Raw genomic sequence first — 21,666 nt, forward strand, 5'->3', positions numbered from 1 at the left:
TAGTGAATATTTATGCGAAAGTGCTGTGATCGAGAATGGAGCCCACGAAGCGGGTGGTAAAGCCCATGCACGGCAATGACTAGGATAAGCACAGCTTATGTATGACGCTCTTGGTGATTTATCCCTCGACCTGTTCCGCGCTTTCGAAGCCGCCGGCCGCCACCGCAGCTTTACTGCGGCGGCGGTAGAGCTCGGGACCACCCAGCCGGCTGTCAGCCAGCAGATCAAACGGCTCGAGGAGCAGCTGGGCACGCGCTTGTTTGACCGGATTTACCGCGGTATTGAACTGACCGAAGCCGGGATGATTCTGTTCGAACAGGTGCAGGCTGGATTGCAGAGCATGGATGCCGGTTTGATTGCGATCAGCACTCAGCATCAGCATGAGGTGTTGCAGGTCGCCACCGACTTCGCCTTTGCGGCTTACTGGTTGATGCCGCGCCTGCACCGCTTTCACGCAGCGAACCCACAGGTCGACGTCAGCCTGGTGACCAGCGAGCGCAACCACAACATGCTGCGCCCCGATATCGACGTTGCCGTGTGGTTCGGTGATGGCCGCTTCAAACAGGGTGAAAGCCACTGGTTGTTCAGCGAAGAAGTGTTCCCGGTGTGCAGCCCGCAGCTGCTGAAGGATCGTCCGACGCCCTTGCCAGCTCATTCGCTGCTGGAGTTTCCCTTGCTGCATTTGCGCGGAGAAAACAGCAGCCATTGGTTTGACTGGACAGGGGTGTTTCGCCAACTGGGTATTGCATCGGCGCCCGCCCCGGGGCCTGTGCGCTTCGACAACTACACGCTGTTGATTCAAGCGGCGATTGCCGGCCAGGGCGTGGCCATCGGCTGGCGGCACCTTGTGGATAACTTGTTGGAGCAGGGCTGGCTCTGTCGTCCGATCGCCGAAACGGCGATGTCGGGCTTCGGTTATTACGTGGTGTTGCCTCAGCGCAAGCGCCGCGGTCCGTTGATTCAGCAATTCGTCGACTGGCTGATGGCCGAGCAGGCCAGCAGTGCTGAATCGCTGATCGGTGTCCCTCTCCCCTCTATTGCGGTGTAGGGTCCGTCGCGACAAAAGTGACGTGCTGACCGATGTGCAGGTTCAGCCGCAGCTCATCGGCAATCCCGACCGCGACGCGATTGAGCCGCTCAAGCACCTCGGCCAGACCCGCTTCAAGGCTGCTGCTGACATGGCTGAAATGCTCGATGGTCAGCCCGGCAATGCTATGCGGCGCGTTGACCAGGGTCCAGTGCAAGGTGCTGGTTTGCAGGGCATCGAGGATTTCTTCGGCGGCGTGGCATTGCAGACGGTCCTCGACTTCGGGCTCATCGAGCACGGCAAAATCACCCACCAGAAACAGCCGATGGATGCCCATCGCCTGCATGCCGGCGATCAACGCGTCGACGGCAAGGACTTGCTCGACAGGCCCGGGAACCAGGGCTTTTTCCACATGCTCATGGTTCATCGGCAGCCCCGGCGCATCCAGCAGGCAGATCACCGCAGAGCAACCGGCAACGCTTTGCTTGACCCGTTCGGCATCGAACAGGTTTCCGCTTTTGGTACGTAAACCGGGACGTGGCGCCAGGGCCGTCAGGTCATCGAGAATCGCGATGACTTCATGTTGGCGCCGCAGCATCTCAGCCATCAGCGCACTGCCAAGGCTACTCATGGCACCATAGAGCACCAGTTTGACCACCGGCGTTTCGGCGTTTTTCATGGCGAAACTTCCTTATTGCCTGCGTATATCCATTTTGACCCATGGGCAGGCGCAAGGGTTCGACCGTGTCGCGAGGGTTTCAGATGCAACCTATCAAGGGCTACCACGCCCATGTCTACTTTGACGCCAATACCCTCGACCAGGCCCGGGCCCTGTGCGAGCAAGCCGCTCAGCTGTTCCCGCTGAAGATGGGACGTGTGCATGAGCGGCCAGTGGGCCCGCACCCGGACTGGAGCTGCCAGCTAGCCTTCGAGCCCGAACAGTTCGGCGTGGTCGTGCCGTGGCTGGCACTGAATCGCAAAGGCCTGGTGGTGTTTGTGCACCCGGATACCGGGGATGACCTGGTCGACCATACCGAGCATGCGATCTGGATGGGGGCGGTGCGGCCGTTGGATGTGTCGATGTTTTGAGCAGGGTTCAAATTCTGTGGTGACAGTCAGGGCCTCATCGCGAGCAAGCTCGCTCCCACAGGGTCCGAGTCGATCACACCATGGTGGGCTGATCCAGATCCCATGTGGGAGCGAGCTTGCTCGCGATAGCGTCAGACCGAACACCACCGTAATACGGCTAAGCCCTCGGATATTTCCTTCAACTTCTAGCGCCATGCATGAACTTGTGGAGCCCCAATTCGCGCACTAATCTGCATCCGTCACCGCAAAATCGGTGACACGGACGTGCAAGTCCGGGTAAAAGGTCACCGGCAAATGCCATCAACCATTCAACGAGCATTTCTTAAGCTCGATGATTGTTTTATGGCGGCTGTGCGCGGGAGATTTTTCGAAAGAGAGATCTGCCGGGTTTTTGGTGTGCCTCCCCCGGTCTTGCACACTCGCGCATGGCTGCCACCCTCTTTGCGTGCAAGTGAATGGTGTCAGCCCTTTAGTAAAGGCCACCAAAAAATGTTCAAGTTATCACCCAATCCCCCCGCAACCCCCAGCATTTCCCCTTACGACGCCCTCGACCCAACCAGGCTCAACGAAGCCGCCGAGCGCGCCCTTGATCATCATCTGGGCCCTAAACCCGACCCCCAACGCTTCGCCGACACCCGCCCAAGCGCCCTCTTCAGCGTATCCCCCGACGCCAGCAACGAAACCTTGCTGGCCAACGCCTACGAGACCCTCACTTCGGCCAGTGTCATGGCCGGTGATCTGGCCTTTGACCTCGAAGGTTCGCGCCGCCATGTGGCGTTGGCGATCCAGCAAATGGTCGAGTTGGGTCAGTTGCTGGTGAACCGGGCGTTGGACCTGGAAAACCCGGTGCACTGACGGACCGCGTTACCGTTCATCGCGAGCAAGCTCGCTCCCACAGGGTCCGAGTCGATTACACGATGGTGGTTTTACCCCGATCAAATGTGGGAGCGAGCTTGCTCGCGATAGCGCCAGCCCAGGCAACACAAAAACCCAAACCAAAAAAAGGGGTTCAGACATTCAGTCGGAACCCCCTTCTCCATGACCTGGCTTACTTAGCCAACGCGAGCACCCCGCACCCCTTCAGCCAACGCCGCGCACAAGCTCAGCACACCATCCACGGCCTGCTCGGACGTAGTGGCATTGGCGATGTGGTCGATCAGCGCCGAACCCACCACCACACCGTCGGCCAGGCGAGCGATGGCCGCCGCTTGCTCCGGAGTGCGGATGCCGAAACCGATGCTGATCGGCAGGTCGGTATGACGACGCAAGCGCGCAACGGCTTCTTCGACATGTTCCAGGGTTGCCGCGCCGGCACCGGTCACACCGGCTACCGACACGTAGTAAACGAAACCGGAGCTGCCGTTGAGGACGGTCGGCAGACGCGCGTCATCGGTGGTCGGCGTGGTCAGGCGGATGAAGTCCAGGCCCGCGGCCTGGGCCGGGTCGCAGAGTTCGCTGTTATGTTCCGGCGGCAGGTCGACCACGATCAGGCCATCGACGCCAGCTTCTTTGGCTTCGGCGATGAAGCGCGGCACACCATAGTGGTGGATCGGGTTGAAGTAACCCATCAGCACCAGCGGAGTGTCGCTGTTGTCGACGCGGAACTCGCGGACCATTTGCAGGGTTTTTGCCAGGTTTTGCCTGGCACCCAATGCACGGATGTTGGCCAGCTGAATCGCCGGGCCATCAGCCATCGGATCGGTGAAGGGCATGCCCAGTTCGATCACGTCGGCGCCAGCCGCCGGCAAACCTTTGAGGATCGCCAGCGAGGTGTCATAGCTCGGGTCGCCGGCAGTGACGAAGGTCACCAGGGCGGCGCGGTTCTGTTCTTTGAGTTCGGCAAAACGCGTTTGCAGGCGGCTCATCAGTGTTTCTCCTGCTGGGACTGTTCCATGTGGTGCATCACGGTTTGCATGTCTTTGTCGCCACGACCGGACAGGTTGACCACCATCAGGTGATCTTTAGGCAGGGTCGGCGCGCGTTTGAACACTTCGGCCAGGGCGTGGGCACTTTCCAGGGCCGGGATGATGCCTTCCAGGCGGCAGCATTTGTGGAACGCATCGAGCGCTTCGTTATCGGTCACCGAGGTGTATTCGACGCGGCCGATATCGTGCAACCAGGCGTGTTCAGGGCCGATGCCGGGGTAGTCGAGGCCGGCGGAAATCGAGTGGGCGTCGATGATCTGGCCGTCGTCGTCCTGCAGGAGGAAAGTCCGGTTGCCGTGCAACACGCCCGGCTCCCCGCCATTGAGGCTGGCGGCGTGCTTGCCGGTTTCGATGCCGTGGCCGGCCGCTTCAACGCCGATGATCTGCACGCTGGTGTCATCAAGGAACGGGTGGAACAGGCCCATGGCGTTGGAACCGCCACCGATACATGCCACCAGGCTGTCGGGCAGACGGCCTTCTTGCGCCTGGAGTTGGTCGCGGGTTTCCTTGCCGATCACCGCCTGGAAGTCGCGAACCATCGCAGGGTACGGGTGCGGGCCGGCCACGGTGCCGATCAGGTAGAAGGTACTGTCGACGTTGGTCACCCAGTCGCGCAGGGCTTCGTTCATCGCGTCTTTCAGGGTGCCGGTGCCGGCGACAACTGGAATCACTTCAGCGCCCAGCAGCTTCATGCGGAACACGTTGGCTTGCTGGCGCTCGATGTCGGTGGTGCCCATGTAGATCACGCAATCGAGGCCGAAACGCGCAGCCACGGTGGCAGTGGCCACGCCGTGCATGCCGGCGCCGGTTTCGGCGATGATGCGTTTCTTGCCCATGCGCCGCGCCAGCAGGATCTGGCCAATGCAGTTGTTGATCTTGTGCGCGCCGGTGTGGTTCAGCTCTTCACGCTTGAGGTAGATCTTCGCCCCGCTGCAGAATTCGGTCAGACGCTCGGCGTAATACAATGGGCTTGGACGGCCGACATAGTCGCGCTGAAAGTAGGCCAGTTCCTTGAGGAAAGCCGGATCTTCCTTGGCCGCTTCGTATTCGCGGGCCAGGTCGAGGACCAGCGGCATCAGGGTTTCGGCGACGTAACGGCCGCCGAACGCGCCAAACAGGCCGTTGGCATCGGGGCCGTTGCGCAGATTGGATGGGGTCGTAGTCTGGGTCATGGGGCGCTCCAGCTGAATTCATGGAAAGGCAATGGCGTTCACTCTACCCCTGACGTACGAACCTGAAAACCGATAAGATCGCCACAACCTGTCAGGAAAACTCACAGATCAAATGAGCCATGACCTCCCTCCGCTGAATGCCTTGCGCGCCTTTGAAGCCACGGCCCGGCTGAACAGTGTTAGCCAAGCGGCTGAACAACTGCACGTGACCCATGGTGCGGTTAGCCGGCAGTTGAAAGTGCTGGAAGAACACTTGGGCGTGAGCCTTTTCATCAAGGACGGGCGCGGCCTTAAACTCACAGATTCCGGCGTGCGACTACGCGATGCCAGCACTGAAGCTTTCGAGCGTTTACGCACGGTGTGCGCCGAACTGACGCAAAGCACGGCTGACGCGCCATTCGTGCTCGGCTGTTCGGGCAGCTTGCTGGCGCGCTGGTTTATCCCGCGCCTGGGGCGCTTGAATGCCGACTTGCCGGACCTGCGCCTGCACCTGTCGGCGGGGGAAGGTGATCTCGATCCTCGGCGACCGGGGCTGGACGCCTTGCTGGTGTTCGCCGAGCCACCGTGGCCGGCGGACATGCAGGTGTATGAACTGGCCAGCGAGCGCATCGGCCCGGTCATGAGCCCGCGTTTCGCCGGTTATGAACGGCTGCGCGAGGCACCGGCCGAGGCGTTGTTGAGTGAGGCGTTATTGCACACCACCTCGCGCCCGCAAGCCTGGCCCAGTTGGGCACGGCAAAGCGCCCTCTCTGCCGGCGCATTGAAGTACGGTCAGGGTTTCGAGCATTTGTATTATTTGCTGGAAGCAGCGGTGGCCGGGCTTGGGGTGGCGATTGCCCCTGAGCCGCTGGTGACCGAGGACTTGCGCGCCGGTCGCCTGGTTGCGCCTTGGGGTTTTTCTGAAACCCCGGCGCAACTGGCATTGTGGCTACCCAAGCGCGCCGCGGATGGGCGCGCTCGGCAGTTGGCGCAGTGGCTCAAGCATGAGCTGCGCCAAACCAGTTAATCCCCGCGTTTGAGCAGCAGATAAGCCGCCAGCAATCCGAGGGCACCGACCGCGACACCGGCGGTGGTCCAAGGGTGTTCCTGGGCGTAATCGCGAGTGGCAATCCCGGTTTCACGGGTTTTGACTTTGACGTCCTCATACGCATCGCTGAGCAGATGGCGCGAGTGTTTCAGCGCGTTTTCGGCGTTGCTTTTCAGCGCTTTGAGGGTTCTACGCGACTCGTCCGAGGTGTCATCCTTAAGGCTTTCCAGCGACTTGAGCAGACTCTCGATCTCGGCTTCCATGCTTTGCAATGAGGCTTTACGTAAAGAAGTGGTGGCCATGGTGGCTCTCCTGCATTGATGATGAGTGACGTGTGAAGGTTGGGACTCCAGGGGTTTGGGAAAGTGCAGTAAATCTGAACTTTCCCAAGGCAATAACCGACAGAAGTAATACGAAAAATCGCTGCTAGGCTGTATTTCACACCCTAAGGAGAACACCATGACTGACCATCACACCTACAAAAAAGTCGAACTGGTCGGCTCTTCGACCACCAGCATCGAAGACGCCATCAACAACGCGTTGGCCGAAGCCAACAAAAGTCTTAAATATCTGGAATGGTTTGAGGTGACGGAGACCCGCGGGCACATCAAGGACGGCCAGGTCGACCACTTTCAGGTAACACTCAAGGTCGGGTTCCGGATTGCCAGCAGCTGAGATTGAACTAGGCTCTGAACTTGTGCGCTGGCTGATTGCCATAGGGAATGGCAAAGCGCCGCAGTTTTTGGCGCGTCAGCGAAAAACGTCGACGCCCCGTTTTGATTCGACCAGGGGAAGCGAGCGATGAAAAAATTCATATTGGCGGTAGGCTTGTTGAGCATTGCGGGAACAGCCCTTGCAGCCAGCAAGCCGTGCGAAGAGTTGAAAGCAGAAATTGCAGCGAAGCTCGATGCCAAAGGCATTGCGAACTACTCGCTGGAAATCGTCGATAAAGGCGCAGCGGCTGACGGAAAAGTGGTTGGAACCTGTGATCAGGGTTCTAAGGAAATTGTCTACAAGCAAGGTTAATCCTGCCTTGGACAAAAAAGCCGACGCGGGTAGCGTCGGCTTTTTCATGGGCTCTCTAAAGGTCAGCCCTTCATCACTTGCGCCAGCAATTCGTAGGAATGCACCCGATCGGCGTGCTCATACAGGTCGCAGGTGAAAATCAGCTCATCGGCTCCCGTCTGCTCGATCAGCACCTGCAGCTTGGCGCGGATTTTTTCCGGGCTGCCGACCATCGCCAGGCCAAGGAAGCTGGCCACTGCTTCTTTCTCATGAGGCAGCCAGAGGCCGTCCATGCTTTTTACCGGTGGGCGCTGCACCAGGCTCTGGCCGCGCATCAGGGCGAGAATCCGTTGGTAGACCGAGGTCGCCAGGTAATCGGCCTGCTCGTCGGTGTCCGCGGCTACCAGCGGCACGCCGAGCATCACGTATGGCTTGTCGAGCACCGCCGAAGGCTTGAAGTGATTGCGGTACACGCGAATCGCTTCATGCATGTAGCGCGGAGCGAAATGTGAGGCGAAGGCGTAGGGCAAACCGCGCTCCCCGGCCAGTTGCGCACTGAACAGACTGGAACCCAGCAACCAGACCGGCACATTGGTACCGGTGCCCGGCACGGCGATTACTTTTTGATCAGGTGTACGCGGGCCGAGGTAGCGCATCAGTTCAGCCACATCTTCGGGAAAATCATCGGCGCTGCCGGAGCGTTCACGGCGCAGGGCGCGAGCGGTCATCTGATCGGAACCCGGTGCACGGCCCAGGCCGAGGTCGATCCGTCCCGGATAGAGACTTTCCAGGGTGCCGAACTGCTCGGCGATCACCAGCGGCGCGTGGTTGGGCAGCATCACGCCGCCGGAGCCGACCCGAATGGTCGAGGTGCCACCCGCCAGATAGCCCAGCAGGACCGCGGTCGCGGAGCTGGCGATGCCATCCATGTTGTGGTGTTCGGCGACCCAGAAGCGCTGGTAGCCGAATTTCTCGACGTGCTGCGCCAGGTCCAGCGAGTTGTGCAGCGATTGCGCCGGGCTGCCGTTTTCACGAACAGGCACCAGGTCGAGGGTCGAGAACTTGATATCAGACAGTTGTTTCATAAACCTGCTTCTCCAATGGGTGCGCAGGCTTTTGTCACGAGCCAAAACCTGCCGATGTCTACTAGCCTGTTCTATGAAATGTGGGCATATACCCGAGATTCAATAGCTGAAGTGAATTTGCCTACCAGATAAGCGGTTCGATCCGACAAGGTGAACTTTGCCAGTCGTTCTATCCTCAGAACCCTAGTAACGGAAAACCATGAAGGCGCGACCTCTTCGCGCCGGATCTTGAGGAGACAGAGATGAGTATCAAAAAGAAAGCATCGGCTCATTGGGTAGGTGATCTGAAAACCGGCGTGGGTGCTATTTCGACTGAAACCGGGGTTTTGAAGAATGCACCTTATGGTTTCAAGGCACGCTTCGAAGGCGGCCCGGGCACCAATCCGGAAGAACTGATCGGCGCCGCTCACGCGGGTTGTTTCTCCATGGCGTTTTCGATGATTCTCGGCGAGGCCAACCTGAAAGCCACCAGCATCGATACCAATGCCGAGGTGACACTGGACCAGGTCGAGGGTGGTTTTGCGATTACCGCGGTGCACTTGACGCTCAAGGCGAACATTCCTGGCGCCACTCAGCAGCAATTCGACGAGCTGAGCAAAAAAGCCAAAGAAGGCTGCCCGGTGTCGAAGGTGTTGAATGCCAAGATCACGCTGGATGGGGAGTTGGTGAGCTGATCCGAAGATTTAGTGCGCCGTAAAAGATCGCAGCCTGCGGCAGCTCCTACGGTTGGCGTACGTTAACGCGGTCAATGTAGGAGCTGCCGCAGGCTGCGATCTTTTCGGGCCAATGCCGGCAGTGAGCCAAATCAGAACCCGATTGATAAAACTGTGGTCGAATGAGTGACTGCGGCTGTAGCGCATGCTTTTGCGCGCCGTATCAAGGGAGCTTTAACCATGAAACGTTTTGCTTTGGCGGTTATCTGCTGCGCGCTGGCCACTTCGGCGCTGGCGGCACCGAAATCCTGTGAAGAGCTCAAGGCCGAGATCGAAGCGAAGATCCAGGCCAACAACGTCGCGTCCTACACCCTGGAAATTGTCAGCAATGACGAGGTGCATGACAAAAACATGGTGGTCGGTAGCTGTGAATACGGCACCAAGAAAATCATTTATCAAAGAAACGACAGATAGCTGCCGATCAAGGCACGCAGTTCACCATCCGGTCTTCGGCGACGATCTCACGCTTGGCGTTGTAGAGCCGGGCACTGGCGTTGAAGGCCAGGGAGCGGGCTTCCAGGCGATAACGCTGGCCCGCCTCGAAGTGGTCGTAGCGCACCGTCAGGTAACACATGCGTTCCTGCGGGGCGGCCATTATGTTTGTCCCGCCACCATAAATTTCGAAGTCGAAACGCACCTGCAACTCATGGCTGCCGGGTGTGACCTGGAAAAACCGCCCATCCCGCAATTTTTGCTTGTCCAGGCGCTCGGCCATGACCAGTTTGCCGCCCGGGGTCGGGGTGGCGAGGTCGACCCAGGCCAGGTGTGGGTCGACCGGCGGCAACGGGCTGGCGCAGGCGGCGAGCGAGCCGAGGGCGAGTAACAGCAGTGGCGTGCGCATGATGAAATCCCGAACGGTCAGGCTTTCAGCATAGCGCCGATCAGGTGCGCTGACAGCCTGCCGGTTGTCCCTGGCCGACCACTTTGCGCTGCTGGTCATAGAGCTTGGCCCACGGCCGGAAACCGATGTTCCCGGCTTGCAGCTGATAACGCTGGCCGGCGTTGAAATCCTTGAATTTCACACTCAACTGACAGTCACGCCAGAGCGGTTCGGTAGCCGGACCGCCGATATTGGTCGGTTCCACCGGGAATTGATAACGCACGACCAGCTCATGGCTGCCGGGCGGGACCTCGAAATAGCGTTTGTCGGTCGAGGTTTTATCGTCGACTTCCAGAGCTTGCAGTGCCGTGTCCTGATGAGTCTCCAGGTCGATCCAGGCTTGTGTCGGGTCAGGGTCGGGCAGTCCAGCGCAGCCAGCTAACATCAGCAGGCCACCAGTTAGCATTAACGTGCGCATAGCGAAGCTCCGGGTGGGCGAGATAGTCTTGCAAGCAGAAACTCACAGGACGATTCGATTTGGATAGGCAGCGTATGAGCCATGGGGTACTCGACCGTAAGTTTGGCCTTTGGTTTCCCGGGTTGCTGCTTTTACTGCTGAACGGTTGTTCGAGCGTCAGTTACTACAGTCAATTGGCCAACGGTCAGTGGCAGTTGCTGCGCGCGCGTGAGCCGGTCACGCAAGTGATTGCCGATCCGGATCGCGACCCGATACTGCGCGCGCATCTGGCCCAGTCGCAGAAGGCCCGCGAATTCGCCAGCCGGCACCTGCACCTGCCGGACAATAAAAGTTATCGAATGTACGCCGATATCGGGCGGCCTTTTGTAGTGTGGAATGTGTTCGCTACGCCCGAGTTTTCCCTGACACCGCACAATCATTGTTTCCCGATTGCCGGTTGTGTGGCCTATCGCGGTTATTACAGCCTGGGCGCGGCACGGGGTGAGGCGGCGTTGCAACGTCAGCAAGGCCTGGACGTGTCGGTCGGCGGCGTGGAGGCCTATTCGACCCTGGGCTGGTTCAATGATCCGATCATCAGCTCGATGCTGCACTGGGGCGATGAGCGCTTGGCGACGCTGATTTTCCATGAGCTGGCGCATCAGCGTTGTTATGTGAAGGACGACACCGAGTTCAATGAGTCCTTCGCCACCTTCGTCGAGCAGGAAGGGACTCGTCAGTGGCGTGCGGCCCGTGGGTTGCCACCGGCCAGCGGGGCGGAGGTACGCCAGCGTGAGCAATTCATTGAGCTTGTTCTTGAGACGCGCACGCGGCTTGAACAGCTGTATGCATCGCCACTGTCGACTGAGCAGATGCGCCAGCGCAAAGCCGCCGAGTTTGAGCGGTTGCGTCGCGAGTATCGTCAGTTGCGCGATAGCCAATGGGCCGGCGCGAGCCGGTACGATGCCTGGATCAACGCGCCAATGAACAACGCCAGGCTGCTGCCCTTTGGTTTGTACGACCAATGGGTACCGGCGTTTGCCGAATTGTTCCGGCAGTCAGGAGGGGATTGGCCGAGGTTTTATGCCGAGGTGGAAAAGCTCGGCAGATTGCCGCTCGAGCAGCGAAAGAGGGCGCTGGCCAGGCTGGCGCAGCCCAGCGCCATAGCTGCTGAACCGCGGGCCTGAACCCGCTCAGGCTGCCTGGTCCTGGCTTAGCCGAAGAACCAGTAACATACCAGGATCGCCGCCACCACGCCGGCAAACTCCGCCAGCAGCGCGCAACCTACCGCATGGCGGGCACGTTGAATGCCGACGGCGCCGAAGTACACCGCCAGTACATAGAAGGTGGTTTCGGTGCTGCCCTGAACGACTGCGGCCGCCAGCGCCGGAAAGCTGTCCACGCCCTGGGTCTGCATGGTTTCGATCAACATGGCGCGGGCGGCGCTGCCCGAGAAGGGTTTGACCAGCGCCGTAGGCAAGGCATCGACGAAGCGGGTATCCCAGCCGAGCCATTCCACCAGGTGACGAATCCCGTCCAGGCCGAAGTCCAGCGCCCCGGATGCCCTCAGCACGCCCACCGCACAGAGCATCGCCACCAGGTACGGCAGCAGGTTCTTGGCAACATCGAAGCCTTCTTTGGCGCCTTCGATGAATGCTTCGTAGACCTTGACCTTCCTTAGCGCGCCGATCAGCAGAAACAGCATGATCAAGCCGAACAATGTCAGGTTGCCGAGAATCGATGACAGGCTGGCCAGCGCTGTCGCGGAAAGCGTCGCCAGCAAGGCCATGAAACCGCCCAGCAGCAATGCACCCGGGATCAGGTAGGCCAGCACCACCGGGTCCCACAGTCGCAGGCGCTGCATGACCGCCACCGACAACAGGCCGACCAGCGTCGAGGCGCTGGTGGCCAGCAGGATCGGCAGGAATACCAGTGTCGGGTCAGGAGCGCCTTGCTGGGCGCGGTACATGAAGATGGTCACCGGCAGCAGGGTCAGCGACGAGGCATTGAGCACCAGAAACAGAATCTGCGCGTTGCTCGCCGTGGTCGCGCTGGGGTTGATGTCCTGCAAGGCGCGCATGGCCTTCAGGCCAATCGGCGTGGCCGCATTGTCCAGGCCCAGACCATTGGCGGCGAAGTTCAGGGTGATCAAGCCGATGGCCGGATGGCCGGGGGGTACTTCCGGCATCAGGCGCAAGAACAGTGGGCCGAGGGCCTTGGCCAGCCAGTCAACGATCCCGGCTTTTTCGGCGATCCGCAAAAAGCCCAGCCAGAGGGTCAGGGTGCCGAACAGCAGGACCATGACCTCCACCGACAACTTGGCCATGCCGAAGATGCTTTCCACCATCGCCGAGAAGACCCCGGCGTTACCCCCTATCAACCACTGCGCCAGTGCCGAAACGGCAGCCACGATGAAGAAGCTAAGCCATAGGCCATTGAGCATCAGGAAAATCCCCCAAAAGATGCGGCGAATGATAGCGGTCGAGTGCCAGAAACAACAAACCCCGGTTTCCCGGGGTCTGGTTTGGTCAGCCTTTACAGGGCCTTAGTTTGTGGAAGTCTCGCCAGCTGGCAGCGGCTCTTTGCTGCGCCAGTGTGGCAGGGAATTCCAGTAGCGTTGGCCTTTGGCGTCGTCGTACATGCCTTCCCAGCGAGAGATGACCAGCACGGCAAGGGCATTGCCGATCACGTTCAGCGCGGTACGGGCCATGTCCATGATGCGGTCGACACCGGCGATGAACGCCAGCCCTTCCAATGGAATCCCGACACTGCCCAGGGTCGCCAGCAGCACCACGAAGGAAACGCCCGGTACACCGGCGATGCCTTTGGAGGTGACCATCAGGGTCAGCACCAGCAGCAATTGCTGGCTGATCGACAGGTCGATGCCATACAGCTGGGCGATAAAGATCGCCGCGATGCTCTGATACAGCGTCGAGCCGTCCAGGTTAAAGGAATAACCGGTCGGCACCACGAAGCTGCAGATGGCTTTCGGCGCGCCGTAGGCTTCCATCTTCTCGATCACTCGCGGCAACACGGTTTCCGAGCTTGCGGTGGAGTAAGCGAGTACCAGCTCATCCTTGAAGATGCGCATCAGCTTGATCACCGAGAAGCCGAACAGGCGAGCGATCAGCCCCAGCACCACGAAGGCGAAGAAGGCGATTGCCACATAGACCAGGATCACCAGCTTGGCCAGCGGCAGCAGGGAGGCGAAGCCGAAGTTGGCGACGGTCACCGCGATCAGTGCGAATACGCCGATCGGGGCGTAGTTCATGATCATGTGGGTGACTTTGAACATGCTTTCCGACACGCCCTGGAACATCTTCACCAGCGGATCGCGCAAATCGGACTGCAGGCTCGACAGGCCGAGACCGAAGAGTACGGAGAAGAAGATGATCGGCAGCATCTCGCCACGGGCAATGGCGGCAAAGATGTTCGAGGGAATCAGGTTGAGGATGGTTTCGATGAACGCATGTTCATGCTGAACCTCGGCGGCAGTTGCCTGGTACTTGGAAATATCCACCGTACCCAGGGTGCTCATGTCGATACCCGCGCCCGGATGGAACACGTTGGCCAGCACCAGGCCGACAACGATAGCGATGGTGGTCACCACTTCGAAGTAAAGAATGGTCTTGAGACCAATGCTCCCGAGTTTCTTCGCATCCCCTACGCCAGCAATGCCGACAATCAGCGACGAGACCACGATCGGGATCACAATCATCTTGATCAGACGGATAAAGATATCGCCCGCCGGTTGCAGGACGTTGCTGATCCACCAGGCTTTTTCGGCACTGAAATGGTTGAGCAGCGCCCCAATTGCAATCCCCAATACCAGACCGATGAGGATCTGCCAGGCGAGGCTAAGTCTTGCCTTCTTCATATCGTTACCCTTATTTCAAGTTGACTCGGGAAGATGCACAAACTGGAACGCTCAATCGCGAAAAAGTCTGCGCATCTACCCCTGTATAAGGTCACCGCGAGCGAGCATTTATGGCTCTTCGGCAGGCGAAAAAAGGCGCAACTATTCCGATGCAAGAGGGGCGCGTCTAATGCCGTAAACGCCTACCCTATGCCGAATCGGCATGGGATTTATCAAACAAAACCATCGTCCCAGCCGGTTCGAGTACGACATATCGGCAGTCATAAGTGCCGTGAACCGGCCATCACAGGGAGAATTGCGGATTTATTGAGGGTGTAAAAAACGACGAAAATCAGGGAAACAAGCCACAACGAAGGGCGAAATTATCACTGAAATCAGGGCAATGTTTCTCGATATACGGTCGCGATTAAACACCGCGAAACGGTTGCGAGGAGCAGCAGGAGGATTTTTCACAGGATCAGCGCGTGAGGATTCAGCGGATCGCTCAAGAACAAGGGGTTGGGTGTTCACCCGCGCCGCAAGCCCGCCAAATCCTGAATGGCGGGCGAGCTTACGTCGGTACTTACCTGACCCGGCCCTTGCGGAGGCACCCCATGTACCCCTAGGTCACTCCGATCCTATCGATCAGAACGTCCCGGCCCCTTGGTCATGCGCCTGCCCTCCTCGGGTGGCGCAATGGAAAGAAGTTAATTTCCGGCTTCTTTCTCGAAATGAATTCAGTACGCTTTCTTCAGCTGTTCTTTCAATAAGAAGAACTGCATGCCATCGGAGCCCATGGCACCGCCGCCCAGCAAGAGGGCGGCTGCCAGTGTCTTGAATAGCACCCTCATGTTCATTTTCAGCCTCGGCCGCGACGGCCAAAGAAGAAAGAAGCAATAAACATCACCAGGAACACGACAAAGAGAATCTTGGCGATACCCGTGGCGGTGCCCGCGATACCACCGAAGCCCAATACAGCAGCGATGATGGCAATGATCAAGAATGTGATTGCCCAGCTCAACATGGTGATTCTCCTTTACGCATCTAATAAATGGTCTTGCGTTTACTTCTTGTTGCGCCCGGTGCCGAGCAAAGCGCGCCGGGTTGTGGTGCTAGAACACCCAACGTTCCTGAGGGGACGTCTCGGTCACAGGCTGCGCCTGGTCAACGTCCATCAGATGCAGGGGCGCGGAGTCGGCAAATTGGCTGCTGACTGCGCTGAAATGGGTTTGTGTGGTGTGCTGGGTCGGCGAGCGTAACGCCACTTCCTGCTGGCTCTGGTCCCAGCGCTGGAACTGCTGGCCACCTATCAGCGTTAGCAGCAGCGCCAGACTGCCGAACAACCCTTGCTGCAGATGCAGCGGCGAGATAGGCAATCGGGCGAGACGTTGGCGAATCATCCTGAAGCTCCTCCCACACGGGTGTCATTTGAAGGCACTCATAAACAGTTGAAGCGCCTTTGGTTATTCAGACTATTGCAGCCTGCATGCCAGCTTTATGTTTGAAATAAACCTAGTAAAATCAACAAGTTACAACTTAATGAAAAACACTTTCAAACGCATCTTGCACGATGGCACCCTCCGCGTCGGGCACATTGCACGATCGATGGCCAGGCGGTCGAAAAATTTTTGGAGACAACGGAGATCGTGGGTGTCACAAGGGAGTGTGCGAGCGTTGTGAATGCTTGGCTGTCTTATAAAAAGCCAGGTGAATCATATGGTTAGCCATATCTTGAATAGATAGCTAACCGGGACTCTGCAGATGGGATCAAGATTGACCATGCAACTTGCCCGATTTTTCCGGGACTAACTTAAGATCATTCATTAAAGGAGCGCGGGAAATGGAATCAGCCACGGAGCATCAGGGGCGTATTCTTCTAGTGGATGATGAATCCGCCATCCTCCGCACCTTCCGCTACTGTCTGGAAGATGAAGGCTATACCGTGGCCACGGCCAACAGCGCGGCTCAAGCTGACGCGTTGTTGCAGCGCCAGGTTTTCGACTTGTGCTTCCTCGACCTGCGACTGGGCGAAGACAATGGCCTGGACGTTCTGGCACAGATGCGTATCCAGGCGCCGTGGATGCGGGTGGTCATCGTCACTGCCCACTCCGCCGTGGATACCGCCGTCGATGCAATCCAGGCCGGGGCCGCGGATTATCTGGTCAAGCCTTGCAGCCCGGATCAATTACGGCTCGCCACGGCCAAGCAACTGGAAGTGCGTCAGCTATCGGCGCGGCTGGAGGCGCTCGAAGGCGAAGTGCGCAAACCCAAGGACGGCCTGGACTCTCACAGCCCGGCGATGAAAGTGGTGCTGGAAACCGCACGCCAGGTGGCCAGTACCGATGCCAATATTCTGATTCTCGGCGAATCCGGCACCGGTAAAGGCGAGCTGTCCCAGGCCATTCACGGTTGGAGCAAGCGCGCGAAGAAATCCTGCGTCACCATCAATTGCCCGTCGCTGAGTACCGAGCTGATGGAAAGCGAGCTCTTCGGTCACAGCCGTGGGGCCTTCACCGGTGCCAGTGAAAGCACGCTGGGTCGGGTCAATCAGGCCGACGGCGGAACGCTGTTTCTCGATGAAATCGGTGACTTCCCCCTGACCTTGCAACCCAAGCTGTTGCGCTTCATTCAGGACAAGGAATACGAGCGGGTCGGTGACCCGGTGACTCGTCGAGCCGATGTACGGATCCTTGCCGCCACCAATCTCAATCTCGAAGACATGGTCCGCGACGGGCGTTTCCGTGAAGACTTGCTCTATCGGTTGAATGTCATCACCTTGCACCTGCCGCCCCTGCGCGAGCGCAGCGAGGACATTCTGGCCCTGGCTGATCGTTTCCTGGCCCGCTTCGTCAAGGAGTACGCACGGCCGGCTCGCGGTTTCAGCGATCAAGCCCGCGAGGCGCTGCTCAACTATCGCTGGCCAGGCAACATCCGCGAACTGCGCAATGTGGTCGAGCGCGCGAGCATCATCTGCCCGCAGGAGCGGGTAGAAATCAGCCACTTGGGTATGGCCGAGCAGCCCACCAACAACGCTCCGCGCATTGGTGCGGCGTTGAGCCTGGACGAGCTGGAAAAAGCCCATATCGGTGCGGTGCTGGCCACCAGCGACACCCTTGATCAGGCCGCCAAAACCCTCGGCATTGATGCCTCGACGCTGTACCGAAAACGCAAACAGTACAATTTATGAGCGGCGCCCAATGAAGCTTGCGATGAAACTGCGTACTCGGCTGTTTCTGAGTATTTCGGCGCTGATCACCGTCGCCTTGCTCGGGCTACTGCTCGGGCTCGTCAGCGTCATGCAGATGACCAATACCCAGGAGTCACTGATCCGCAGCAACTTCATCACCCTTGATCTAGAGCTGAAGCTGCGACAGAGCCTGGGCGACCAGTTTATGTTTATGCTCAGCGAGAAGCCTGATCCGGTGGCGTTGGAGGCGTCCAGGCAGCATTTCTTCGAGTTGCTCGATCAGGGCATTGAGCATGAGCAAGCCGGTGATCAGCACAACGGCTTTAGCCAGATCCGCGCCGACTACCTGAGCTTTCTCGGCGAGTTCGACCGCTCCAGGGCGCAGTCGCAAAACCTGAGCGACAACCAGAGTCTGAGCGAAAAATTCAATGCGCTACGCAATGGCTTGATCGTCGAACATAAGCGAGCACTGGACAATATTGTTCAAACCCAAGACCAGGCCAGAGAGCGTGCGCTGTTGATCAGCGGGTTGCTCGGGCTGGTGGGACTGGCGGTGCTGATCATCGGCTTTATCACCGCCCACGGCATCGCTCAACGTTTCGGCGCCCCCATCGAGGCGCTGGCCAAGGCCGCGGACAATATCGGCCAGGGCAATTTCGAAGTGACTTTGCCGATATCCTCGGCGGTGGAAATGAATCTGCTGACCCGTCGCTTCGGGATCATGGCCGAAGCCCTGCGTCAGCATCAGGCAACCAATATCGATGAGTTGCTCGCTGGCCAGCAACGTTTGCAAGCGGTGCTCGACAGCATCGACGACGGCCTGCTGATGATTGACCGCCAAGGGCGGCTGGAGCATCTCAACCCCGTTGCACAACGACAGTTGGGTTGGGACGAAGATCGACTGGGTCAGGGATTAGGTACCGCCCTTGAACGTCCAGAGCTTGATCAGGAGCTGCAACTGGTGCTGCGCGGCGGCAGTCTGGAGCGGGCGCCCGAAGATCTGAGTATTGAGGTTGATGGTGAGTCGCGGCTGCTGACTTACAGCCTCACACCGGTCAGCCATACCCAGGGGCACATACTCGGCGCGGTCATGGTGCTGCACGACGTTACCGAACAGCGCGCCTTTGAACGAGTCCGCAGTGAGTTCGTGTTGCGTGCCTCTCATGAACTGCGCACACCGGTCACCGGGATGCACATGGCCTTTGGATTATTCCAGGAGCGCGTGCATTTTGCCGCCGACTCCCGCGAGGCCGACCTGCTCAACACGGTCAATGAAGAGATGCAGCGCTTGATGCAGTTGATAAACGACCTGCTGAACTTCTCGCGCTATCAGAATGGTCTGCAAAAGCTCGCGCTAGCCCCCTGCCCGATAGTCGATCTGCTTGAACAGGCTCAAGGTCGTTTCGCTGTTCAGGCCGGCGAGCAAGGCATCGATTTACGGGTGGAAGTGCAATCGCCCCTGCCTTGGCTGCAAGCTGACCAGGCGCAGCTCGATCGGGTGCTGGATAACTTGATTGGCAATGCGCTGCGTCATACCGCCCGGGACGGGCAGATCCGATTGCAGGCCCGTCGACACGGCGAACGGGTGATTATCAGCGTCGAGGACAACGGCGAAGGCATTGCTTACGGCCAACAGGGGAGGATTTTCGAGCCTTTCGTTCAGGTCGGGCGCAAGAAGGGCGGCGCCGGTCTGGGTCTGGCATTGTGCAAGGAGATCGTGCAATTGCACGGTGGGCGGATGGGCGTCTATTCACGACCTGGGCAAGGCACGCAGTTTTACATGGCGCTGCCGTTGTAGGCACACGGCGCGCAATCAGGCTTCGTCATCCATGCGCCGCGTCGCCATTCGGCGACCCCGGGTGATCAACTCGGTAAGCTGCACAGCACTCAAGGCATGGGCAAACAACCAGCCCTGTCCGAAGTTGACGCCCTCGCTGCTCAGCAGAGTGGCCTGGGATTCGGACTCGATCCCTTCGGCAATCACCTTGAGTTCCAGGGCATGCGCCATGCGAATGATGTGCGGAGCCACGCCACTGCTCGCGGCATCATGCCCAAGAGCATCAATAAAAGCTTTGTCAATTTTCAGGCAGTCCACGGGCAGGGTTTGCAGGTAAGCAAGGCTGCAATAGCCGGTACCAAAGTCATCGATCAGCACTTGATGGCCGACATCGCGTAGTGCCTGCAGGTTGTCCCGGGCGACGACCACGTCGATCAGGCCACGCTCGGTCACTTCAAAGGCAATCTGTCGCGCTGCCACCCCATGCAGGGCCAGCAAGCGGGCCATGACCTGCCCGACACGAGGCACCATCACATCGCAGGCCGCCAGGTTCACCGAGATGTACAACTGCGGATTGGACCGTAACAGCTGACCCAGTTGTTCAAGCAGGCGCTGCAACACAAAGTCGGTGATCTGGCGTATCTGCCCGGTATTTTCCGCCAGGGGGATAAACAGGTCCGGGCTGGTCAAGGTCCCGTCCGGCCGACGCCAACGCAGCAATGCTTCAGCACCGACGCATTGCCGGTTGCGCAGATCGAAAATGGGTTGATACAAGACCTGTAACTCGCCACGGCGCAAGGCACCCTGCAACTCGCCACCCAGTGATTGACGCTGGCGAGCCAGCTGCAGGACCAGCCATCCGATCAACGCCGCCAACAACAGACTGATCGGTACCAACCAGCGCCAGGCCCCGCTCATTCCGACCTGCAGGCTGGTGCGCGGAGTAATGAGTACCAGCTGGTACACCGGGTTGTTGGTCGGCATCTGGTAAATCAGGTGATCCTGGGTCACCTGCAAGGAATCGGTATTGGCCGCAGGCCAAGGCTCGGCTGGCGGCCAGGGTTGCGCGGAGCCCAGCACCGGGATTGCCCGCTTGCCACGGTCGAGCACTACCAGCAAGCTACTGCCAAGTGGCAGGTCAACCATGTCGGTCAGATGACCACGGGACGTCGCGACACGGAAGTTGCCGCGTCCGAGCATCAGCGCGGCCAGGTTTTCATTGGGCTCCGTGGAGGTATTCAGCCAATAGCTGTAGGTCGGTCCGGTAATGTCCGGGGCACGTGCAGCGGAAAGGCTGCCCTGGCGCGGCCGGCTCGAGCAGGACTGTTTGGCGTCGATGTAGGCCGCTTCATAAATAAAGCGGTAACTGAAGCTGGCCTGTTGCAAGGCCGCAATCATCTCGTCACTGCAGCCACGCAGCGGTTGGCTTTCCAGCTGATCAAGGCCTTCTCGCAATTGACCGAACAGTTGCTCCAGGCGCTCGAGAAAGCGTTCTCCCTGAGCATTCATCTGTTCACTTTCGCGTTGCTGAACCTGATGCAGCGCCACCCCCATACTGGCCATTAGCAGCAGCGCAGCACTCAGCACAGCAGCCAGTATCGCCAGCAACCAGGGGCGATAGAACCACGCGCGTAGGGCCTCTCGAGCGGCTGGCATCATTGAAGATCCGAAAGAATACCAATGAGTTATAGCAACTGATTGAGAAATAGCGCTGACCGCCGGGCGGTGTCAATATTTTGTCTGGTTAAGCACCTGAAGAATGGCCGCGCTTTGCGCGTCGGGCACGCCGTCATAACGTGCAGGGCGATAGTGCATCTGGAAGGCTGCCAGGACATTACGAGTGGCCTCATCGAGCTCTCCGGTCTGAGGCGTGGCGTAACCCAGGCGGGCCAGCTGGCTCTGGAACCAGCTGATGTCCGGCAGCTGCGTCGCGAACAGTGCTTGCTGGCGAGCCACGGCCTGAGCGTCGGGCCAGATACCCAAGCCTTCGTCGGCCAGGCGCTTCCAGGGAAACAGCGGGCCAGGGTCGAGTTTGCGCATGGGTGCGATATCGCTATGACCGATGATATGGCGTGGGTTCATGTTGTAACGCTTGCTGATGTCCTTGAGCAGAACGATCAGTGCCTCGATCTGGTCCTCGGTATAGGGGTACCAGACACGACCAGTGGGGGTGTCGAGAAAACCCGGGTTGACGATTTCGATGCCGATGGAACTGGAGTTCAACCAGGTCCGGCCTAACCATTCACTTTCCCCGGCGTGCCAGGCCCGGAGACTTTCATCCATTAGCCTGAAGATGGTCGGCGGGTTGACGCCAATCAGGTAATGACTGCTGACTTCGCCATGGGTCAGCAAGGCCAGCGAATCCTCCTGCGAGGCGGAGGTGTAATGCAGTACCACAAACTGGATGCGGCTATCGTGGTTGACCGAAACATGGCTGGTGTCGATCCTCGGACCTTTGGCGCAGCCGGCCAATACAAGAAGCGACAGGGCGAGAGTAAGAATTTTCATGAAAGAACAGTACGCTGAAGA

At 59.0% G+C, this 21,666-nt stretch carries 24 protein-coding genes; 11 read left to right on the top strand and 13 right to left on the bottom strand.

Annotated features, from left to right (window positions below):
• The first annotated feature begins 97 nt into the window (after positions 1-97).
• On the top strand, positions 98-1,048 hold the full coding sequence (locus F8N85_RS18750; protein WP_150805028.1) for a choline sulfate utilization transcriptional regulator: 951 nt from the start codon (positions 98-100) through the stop codon (positions 1,046-1,048).
• Here F8N85_RS18750 and F8N85_RS18755 read toward each other — a convergent pair.
• Positions 1,035-1,706 (bottom strand): NAD(P)-dependent oxidoreductase, encoded by a 672-nt coding sequence (locus tag F8N85_RS18755; RefSeq protein WP_150805029.1) that lies wholly within the window; start codon positions 1,704-1,706, stop codon positions 1,035-1,037. The two genes, F8N85_RS18750 and F8N85_RS18755, sit on opposite strands and share 14 nt — an antisense overlap.
• Before the next feature lie 83 nt (positions 1,707-1,789).
• On the opposite strand from F8N85_RS18755, the gene F8N85_RS18760 reads away from it, so the two are divergent.
• Positions 1,790-2,116, top strand: coding sequence for a DOPA 4,5-dioxygenase family protein (locus tag F8N85_RS18760; protein WP_150805030.1), 327 nt, complete (start codon positions 1,790-1,792; stop codon positions 2,114-2,116).
• Between the two features lie 489 nt (positions 2,117-2,605).
• Positions 2,606-2,971: a DUF6124 family protein gene (locus F8N85_RS18765; RefSeq protein WP_150805031.1), complete on the top strand. Its 366-nt coding sequence runs from the start codon at positions 2,606-2,608 to the stop codon at positions 2,969-2,971.
• Positions 2,972-3,168: 197 nt separating this feature from the next.
• On the opposite strand, the gene trpA is transcribed toward F8N85_RS18765, so the two are convergent.
• Positions 3,169-3,981, bottom strand: coding sequence for a tryptophan synthase subunit alpha (gene trpA, locus F8N85_RS18770; protein ID WP_150805032.1), 813 nt, complete (start codon positions 3,979-3,981; stop codon positions 3,169-3,171).
• A complete protein-coding gene (gene trpB, locus F8N85_RS18775; protein ID WP_150805033.1) occupies positions 3,981-5,213 on the bottom strand; it encodes a tryptophan synthase subunit beta in 1,233 nt (410 codons plus the stop codon). Before trpB ends, trpA begins: the two co-directional genes overlap by 1 nt.
• Before the next feature lie 112 nt (positions 5,214-5,325).
• Here trpB and F8N85_RS18780 point away from each other — a divergent pair, with 112 nt between their 5' ends.
• The gene (locus F8N85_RS18780) at positions 5,326-6,219 is read left to right on the top strand and encodes a LysR family transcriptional regulator (RefSeq protein ID WP_150805034.1); all 894 of its coding nucleotides are present in this window, start codon (positions 5,326-5,328) and stop codon (positions 6,217-6,219) included.
• On the opposite strand, the gene F8N85_RS18785 is transcribed toward F8N85_RS18780, so the two are convergent.
• Positions 6,216-6,542, bottom strand: coding sequence for a DUF883 family protein (locus tag F8N85_RS18785; RefSeq protein WP_150805035.1), 327 nt, complete (start codon positions 6,540-6,542; stop codon positions 6,216-6,218). The genes F8N85_RS18780 and F8N85_RS18785 overlap by 4 nt on opposite strands.
• 157 nt (positions 6,543-6,699) lie before the next feature.
• Between F8N85_RS18785 and F8N85_RS18790 the strand changes: the two genes are divergently transcribed.
• Positions 6,700-6,915 carry a dodecin gene (locus F8N85_RS18790; protein ID WP_150805036.1) on the top strand — a complete coding sequence of 72 codons (216 nt, stop codon included), beginning with the start codon at positions 6,700-6,702 and terminating at the stop codon, positions 6,913-6,915.
• 126 nt (positions 6,916-7,041) lie between these two features.
• Positions 7,042-7,266: a DUF1161 domain-containing protein gene (locus tag F8N85_RS18795; RefSeq protein WP_150805037.1), complete on the top strand. Its 225-nt coding sequence runs from the start codon at positions 7,042-7,044 to the stop codon at positions 7,264-7,266.
• Between the two features lie 62 nt (positions 7,267-7,328).
• Here the strand turns inward: F8N85_RS18795 and F8N85_RS18800 are convergent, their stop codons facing one another.
• Positions 7,329-8,330, bottom strand: a complete 1,002-nt coding sequence (locus F8N85_RS18800) for an LLM class flavin-dependent oxidoreductase (protein WP_150805038.1) — start codon at positions 8,328-8,330, stop codon at positions 7,329-7,331.
• A gap of 242 nt (positions 8,331-8,572) precedes the next feature.
• On the opposite strand from F8N85_RS18800, the gene F8N85_RS18805 reads away from it, so the two are divergent.
• A complete protein-coding gene (locus F8N85_RS18805) occupies positions 8,573-9,004 on the top strand; it encodes an OsmC family protein (RefSeq protein WP_150805039.1) in 432 nt (143 codons plus the stop codon).
• Positions 9,005-9,223: 219 nt separating this feature from the next.
• Positions 9,224-9,457 carry a DUF1161 domain-containing protein gene (locus tag F8N85_RS18810; RefSeq protein WP_150805040.1) on the top strand — a complete coding sequence of 78 codons (234 nt, stop codon included), beginning with the start codon at positions 9,224-9,226 and terminating at the stop codon, positions 9,455-9,457.
• 7 nt (positions 9,458-9,464) lie between these two features.
• Here F8N85_RS18810 and F8N85_RS18815 read toward each other — a convergent pair whose 3' ends face one another.
• The gene (locus F8N85_RS18815) at positions 9,465-9,884 is read right to left on the bottom strand and encodes a hypothetical protein (protein ID WP_150805041.1); all 420 of its coding nucleotides are present in this window, start codon (positions 9,882-9,884) and stop codon (positions 9,465-9,467) included.
• Positions 9,885-9,924: 40 nt separating this feature from the next.
• Positions 9,925-10,341, bottom strand: a complete 417-nt coding sequence (locus F8N85_RS18820) for a hypothetical protein (protein ID WP_150805042.1) — start codon at positions 10,339-10,341, stop codon at positions 9,925-9,927.
• A 74-nt stretch (positions 10,342-10,415) separates the two neighbouring features.
• On the opposite strand from F8N85_RS18820, the gene F8N85_RS18825 reads away from it, so the two are divergent.
• Positions 10,416-11,504: an aminopeptidase gene (locus F8N85_RS18825; RefSeq protein ID WP_191636207.1), complete on the top strand. Its 1,089-nt coding sequence runs from the start codon at positions 10,416-10,418 to the stop codon at positions 11,502-11,504.
• A 26-nt stretch (positions 11,505-11,530) separates the two neighbouring features.
• On the opposite strand, the gene F8N85_RS18830 is transcribed toward F8N85_RS18825, so the two are convergent.
• The 4 genes from F8N85_RS18830 to F8N85_RS18845 form a co-directional block, all read right to left on the bottom strand.
• Positions 11,531-12,760, bottom strand: a complete 1,230-nt coding sequence (locus F8N85_RS18830; protein WP_150805044.1) for a nucleoside recognition domain-containing protein — start codon at positions 12,758-12,760, stop codon at positions 11,531-11,533.
• A gap of 102 nt (positions 12,761-12,862) precedes the next feature.
• The gene (gltP, locus tag F8N85_RS18835) at positions 12,863-14,194 is read right to left on the bottom strand and encodes a glutamate/aspartate:proton symporter GltP (protein ID WP_150805045.1); all 1,332 of its coding nucleotides are present in this window, start codon (positions 14,192-14,194) and stop codon (positions 12,863-12,865) included.
• A gap of 838 nt (positions 14,195-15,032) precedes the next feature.
• Complete coding sequence (locus F8N85_RS18840; protein WP_003177151.1) at positions 15,033-15,197, bottom strand: DUF1328 domain-containing protein; 165 nt, start codon at positions 15,195-15,197, stop codon at positions 15,033-15,035.
• Between the two features lie 88 nt (positions 15,198-15,285).
• Positions 15,286-15,573, bottom strand: coding sequence for a hypothetical protein (locus F8N85_RS18845; RefSeq protein ID WP_150805046.1), 288 nt, complete (start codon positions 15,571-15,573; stop codon positions 15,286-15,288).
• Positions 15,574-16,013: 440 nt separating this feature from the next.
• Here F8N85_RS18845 and algB point away from each other — a divergent pair, with 440 nt between their 5' ends.
• Both algB and F8N85_RS18855 read left to right on the top strand, forming a co-directional pair.
• Entirely contained in the window at positions 16,014-17,360 is a 1,347-nt protein-coding gene (gene algB / locus F8N85_RS18850; RefSeq protein ID WP_150805047.1) for a sigma-54-dependent response regulator transcription factor AlgB, read from the top strand.
• A 10-nt stretch (positions 17,361-17,370) separates the two neighbouring features.
• Positions 17,371-19,158, top strand: coding sequence for a KinB sensor domain-containing domain (locus tag F8N85_RS18855; protein WP_150805048.1), 1,788 nt, complete (start codon positions 17,371-17,373; stop codon positions 19,156-19,158).
• Between the two features lie 15 nt (positions 19,159-19,173).
• On the opposite strand, the gene F8N85_RS18860 is transcribed toward F8N85_RS18855, so the two are convergent.
• Together F8N85_RS18860 and F8N85_RS18865 are read right to left on the bottom strand one after the other, a co-directional pair.
• A complete protein-coding gene (locus F8N85_RS18860) occupies positions 19,174-20,796 on the bottom strand; it encodes an EAL domain-containing protein (protein ID WP_150805049.1) in 1,623 nt (540 codons plus the stop codon).
• A gap of 69 nt (positions 20,797-20,865) precedes the next feature.
• The gene (locus F8N85_RS18865) at positions 20,866-21,645 is read right to left on the bottom strand and encodes an N-acetylmuramoyl-L-alanine amidase (RefSeq protein ID WP_150805050.1); all 780 of its coding nucleotides are present in this window, start codon (positions 21,643-21,645) and stop codon (positions 20,866-20,868) included.
• Positions 21,646-21,666 lie beyond the last annotated feature (21 nt).

The organism is Pseudomonas fluorescens (assembly GCF_902497875.1).
Taxonomy (GTDB): Bacteria; Pseudomonadota; Gammaproteobacteria; order Pseudomonadales; family Pseudomonadaceae; genus Aquipseudomonas; species Aquipseudomonas fluorescens_BR.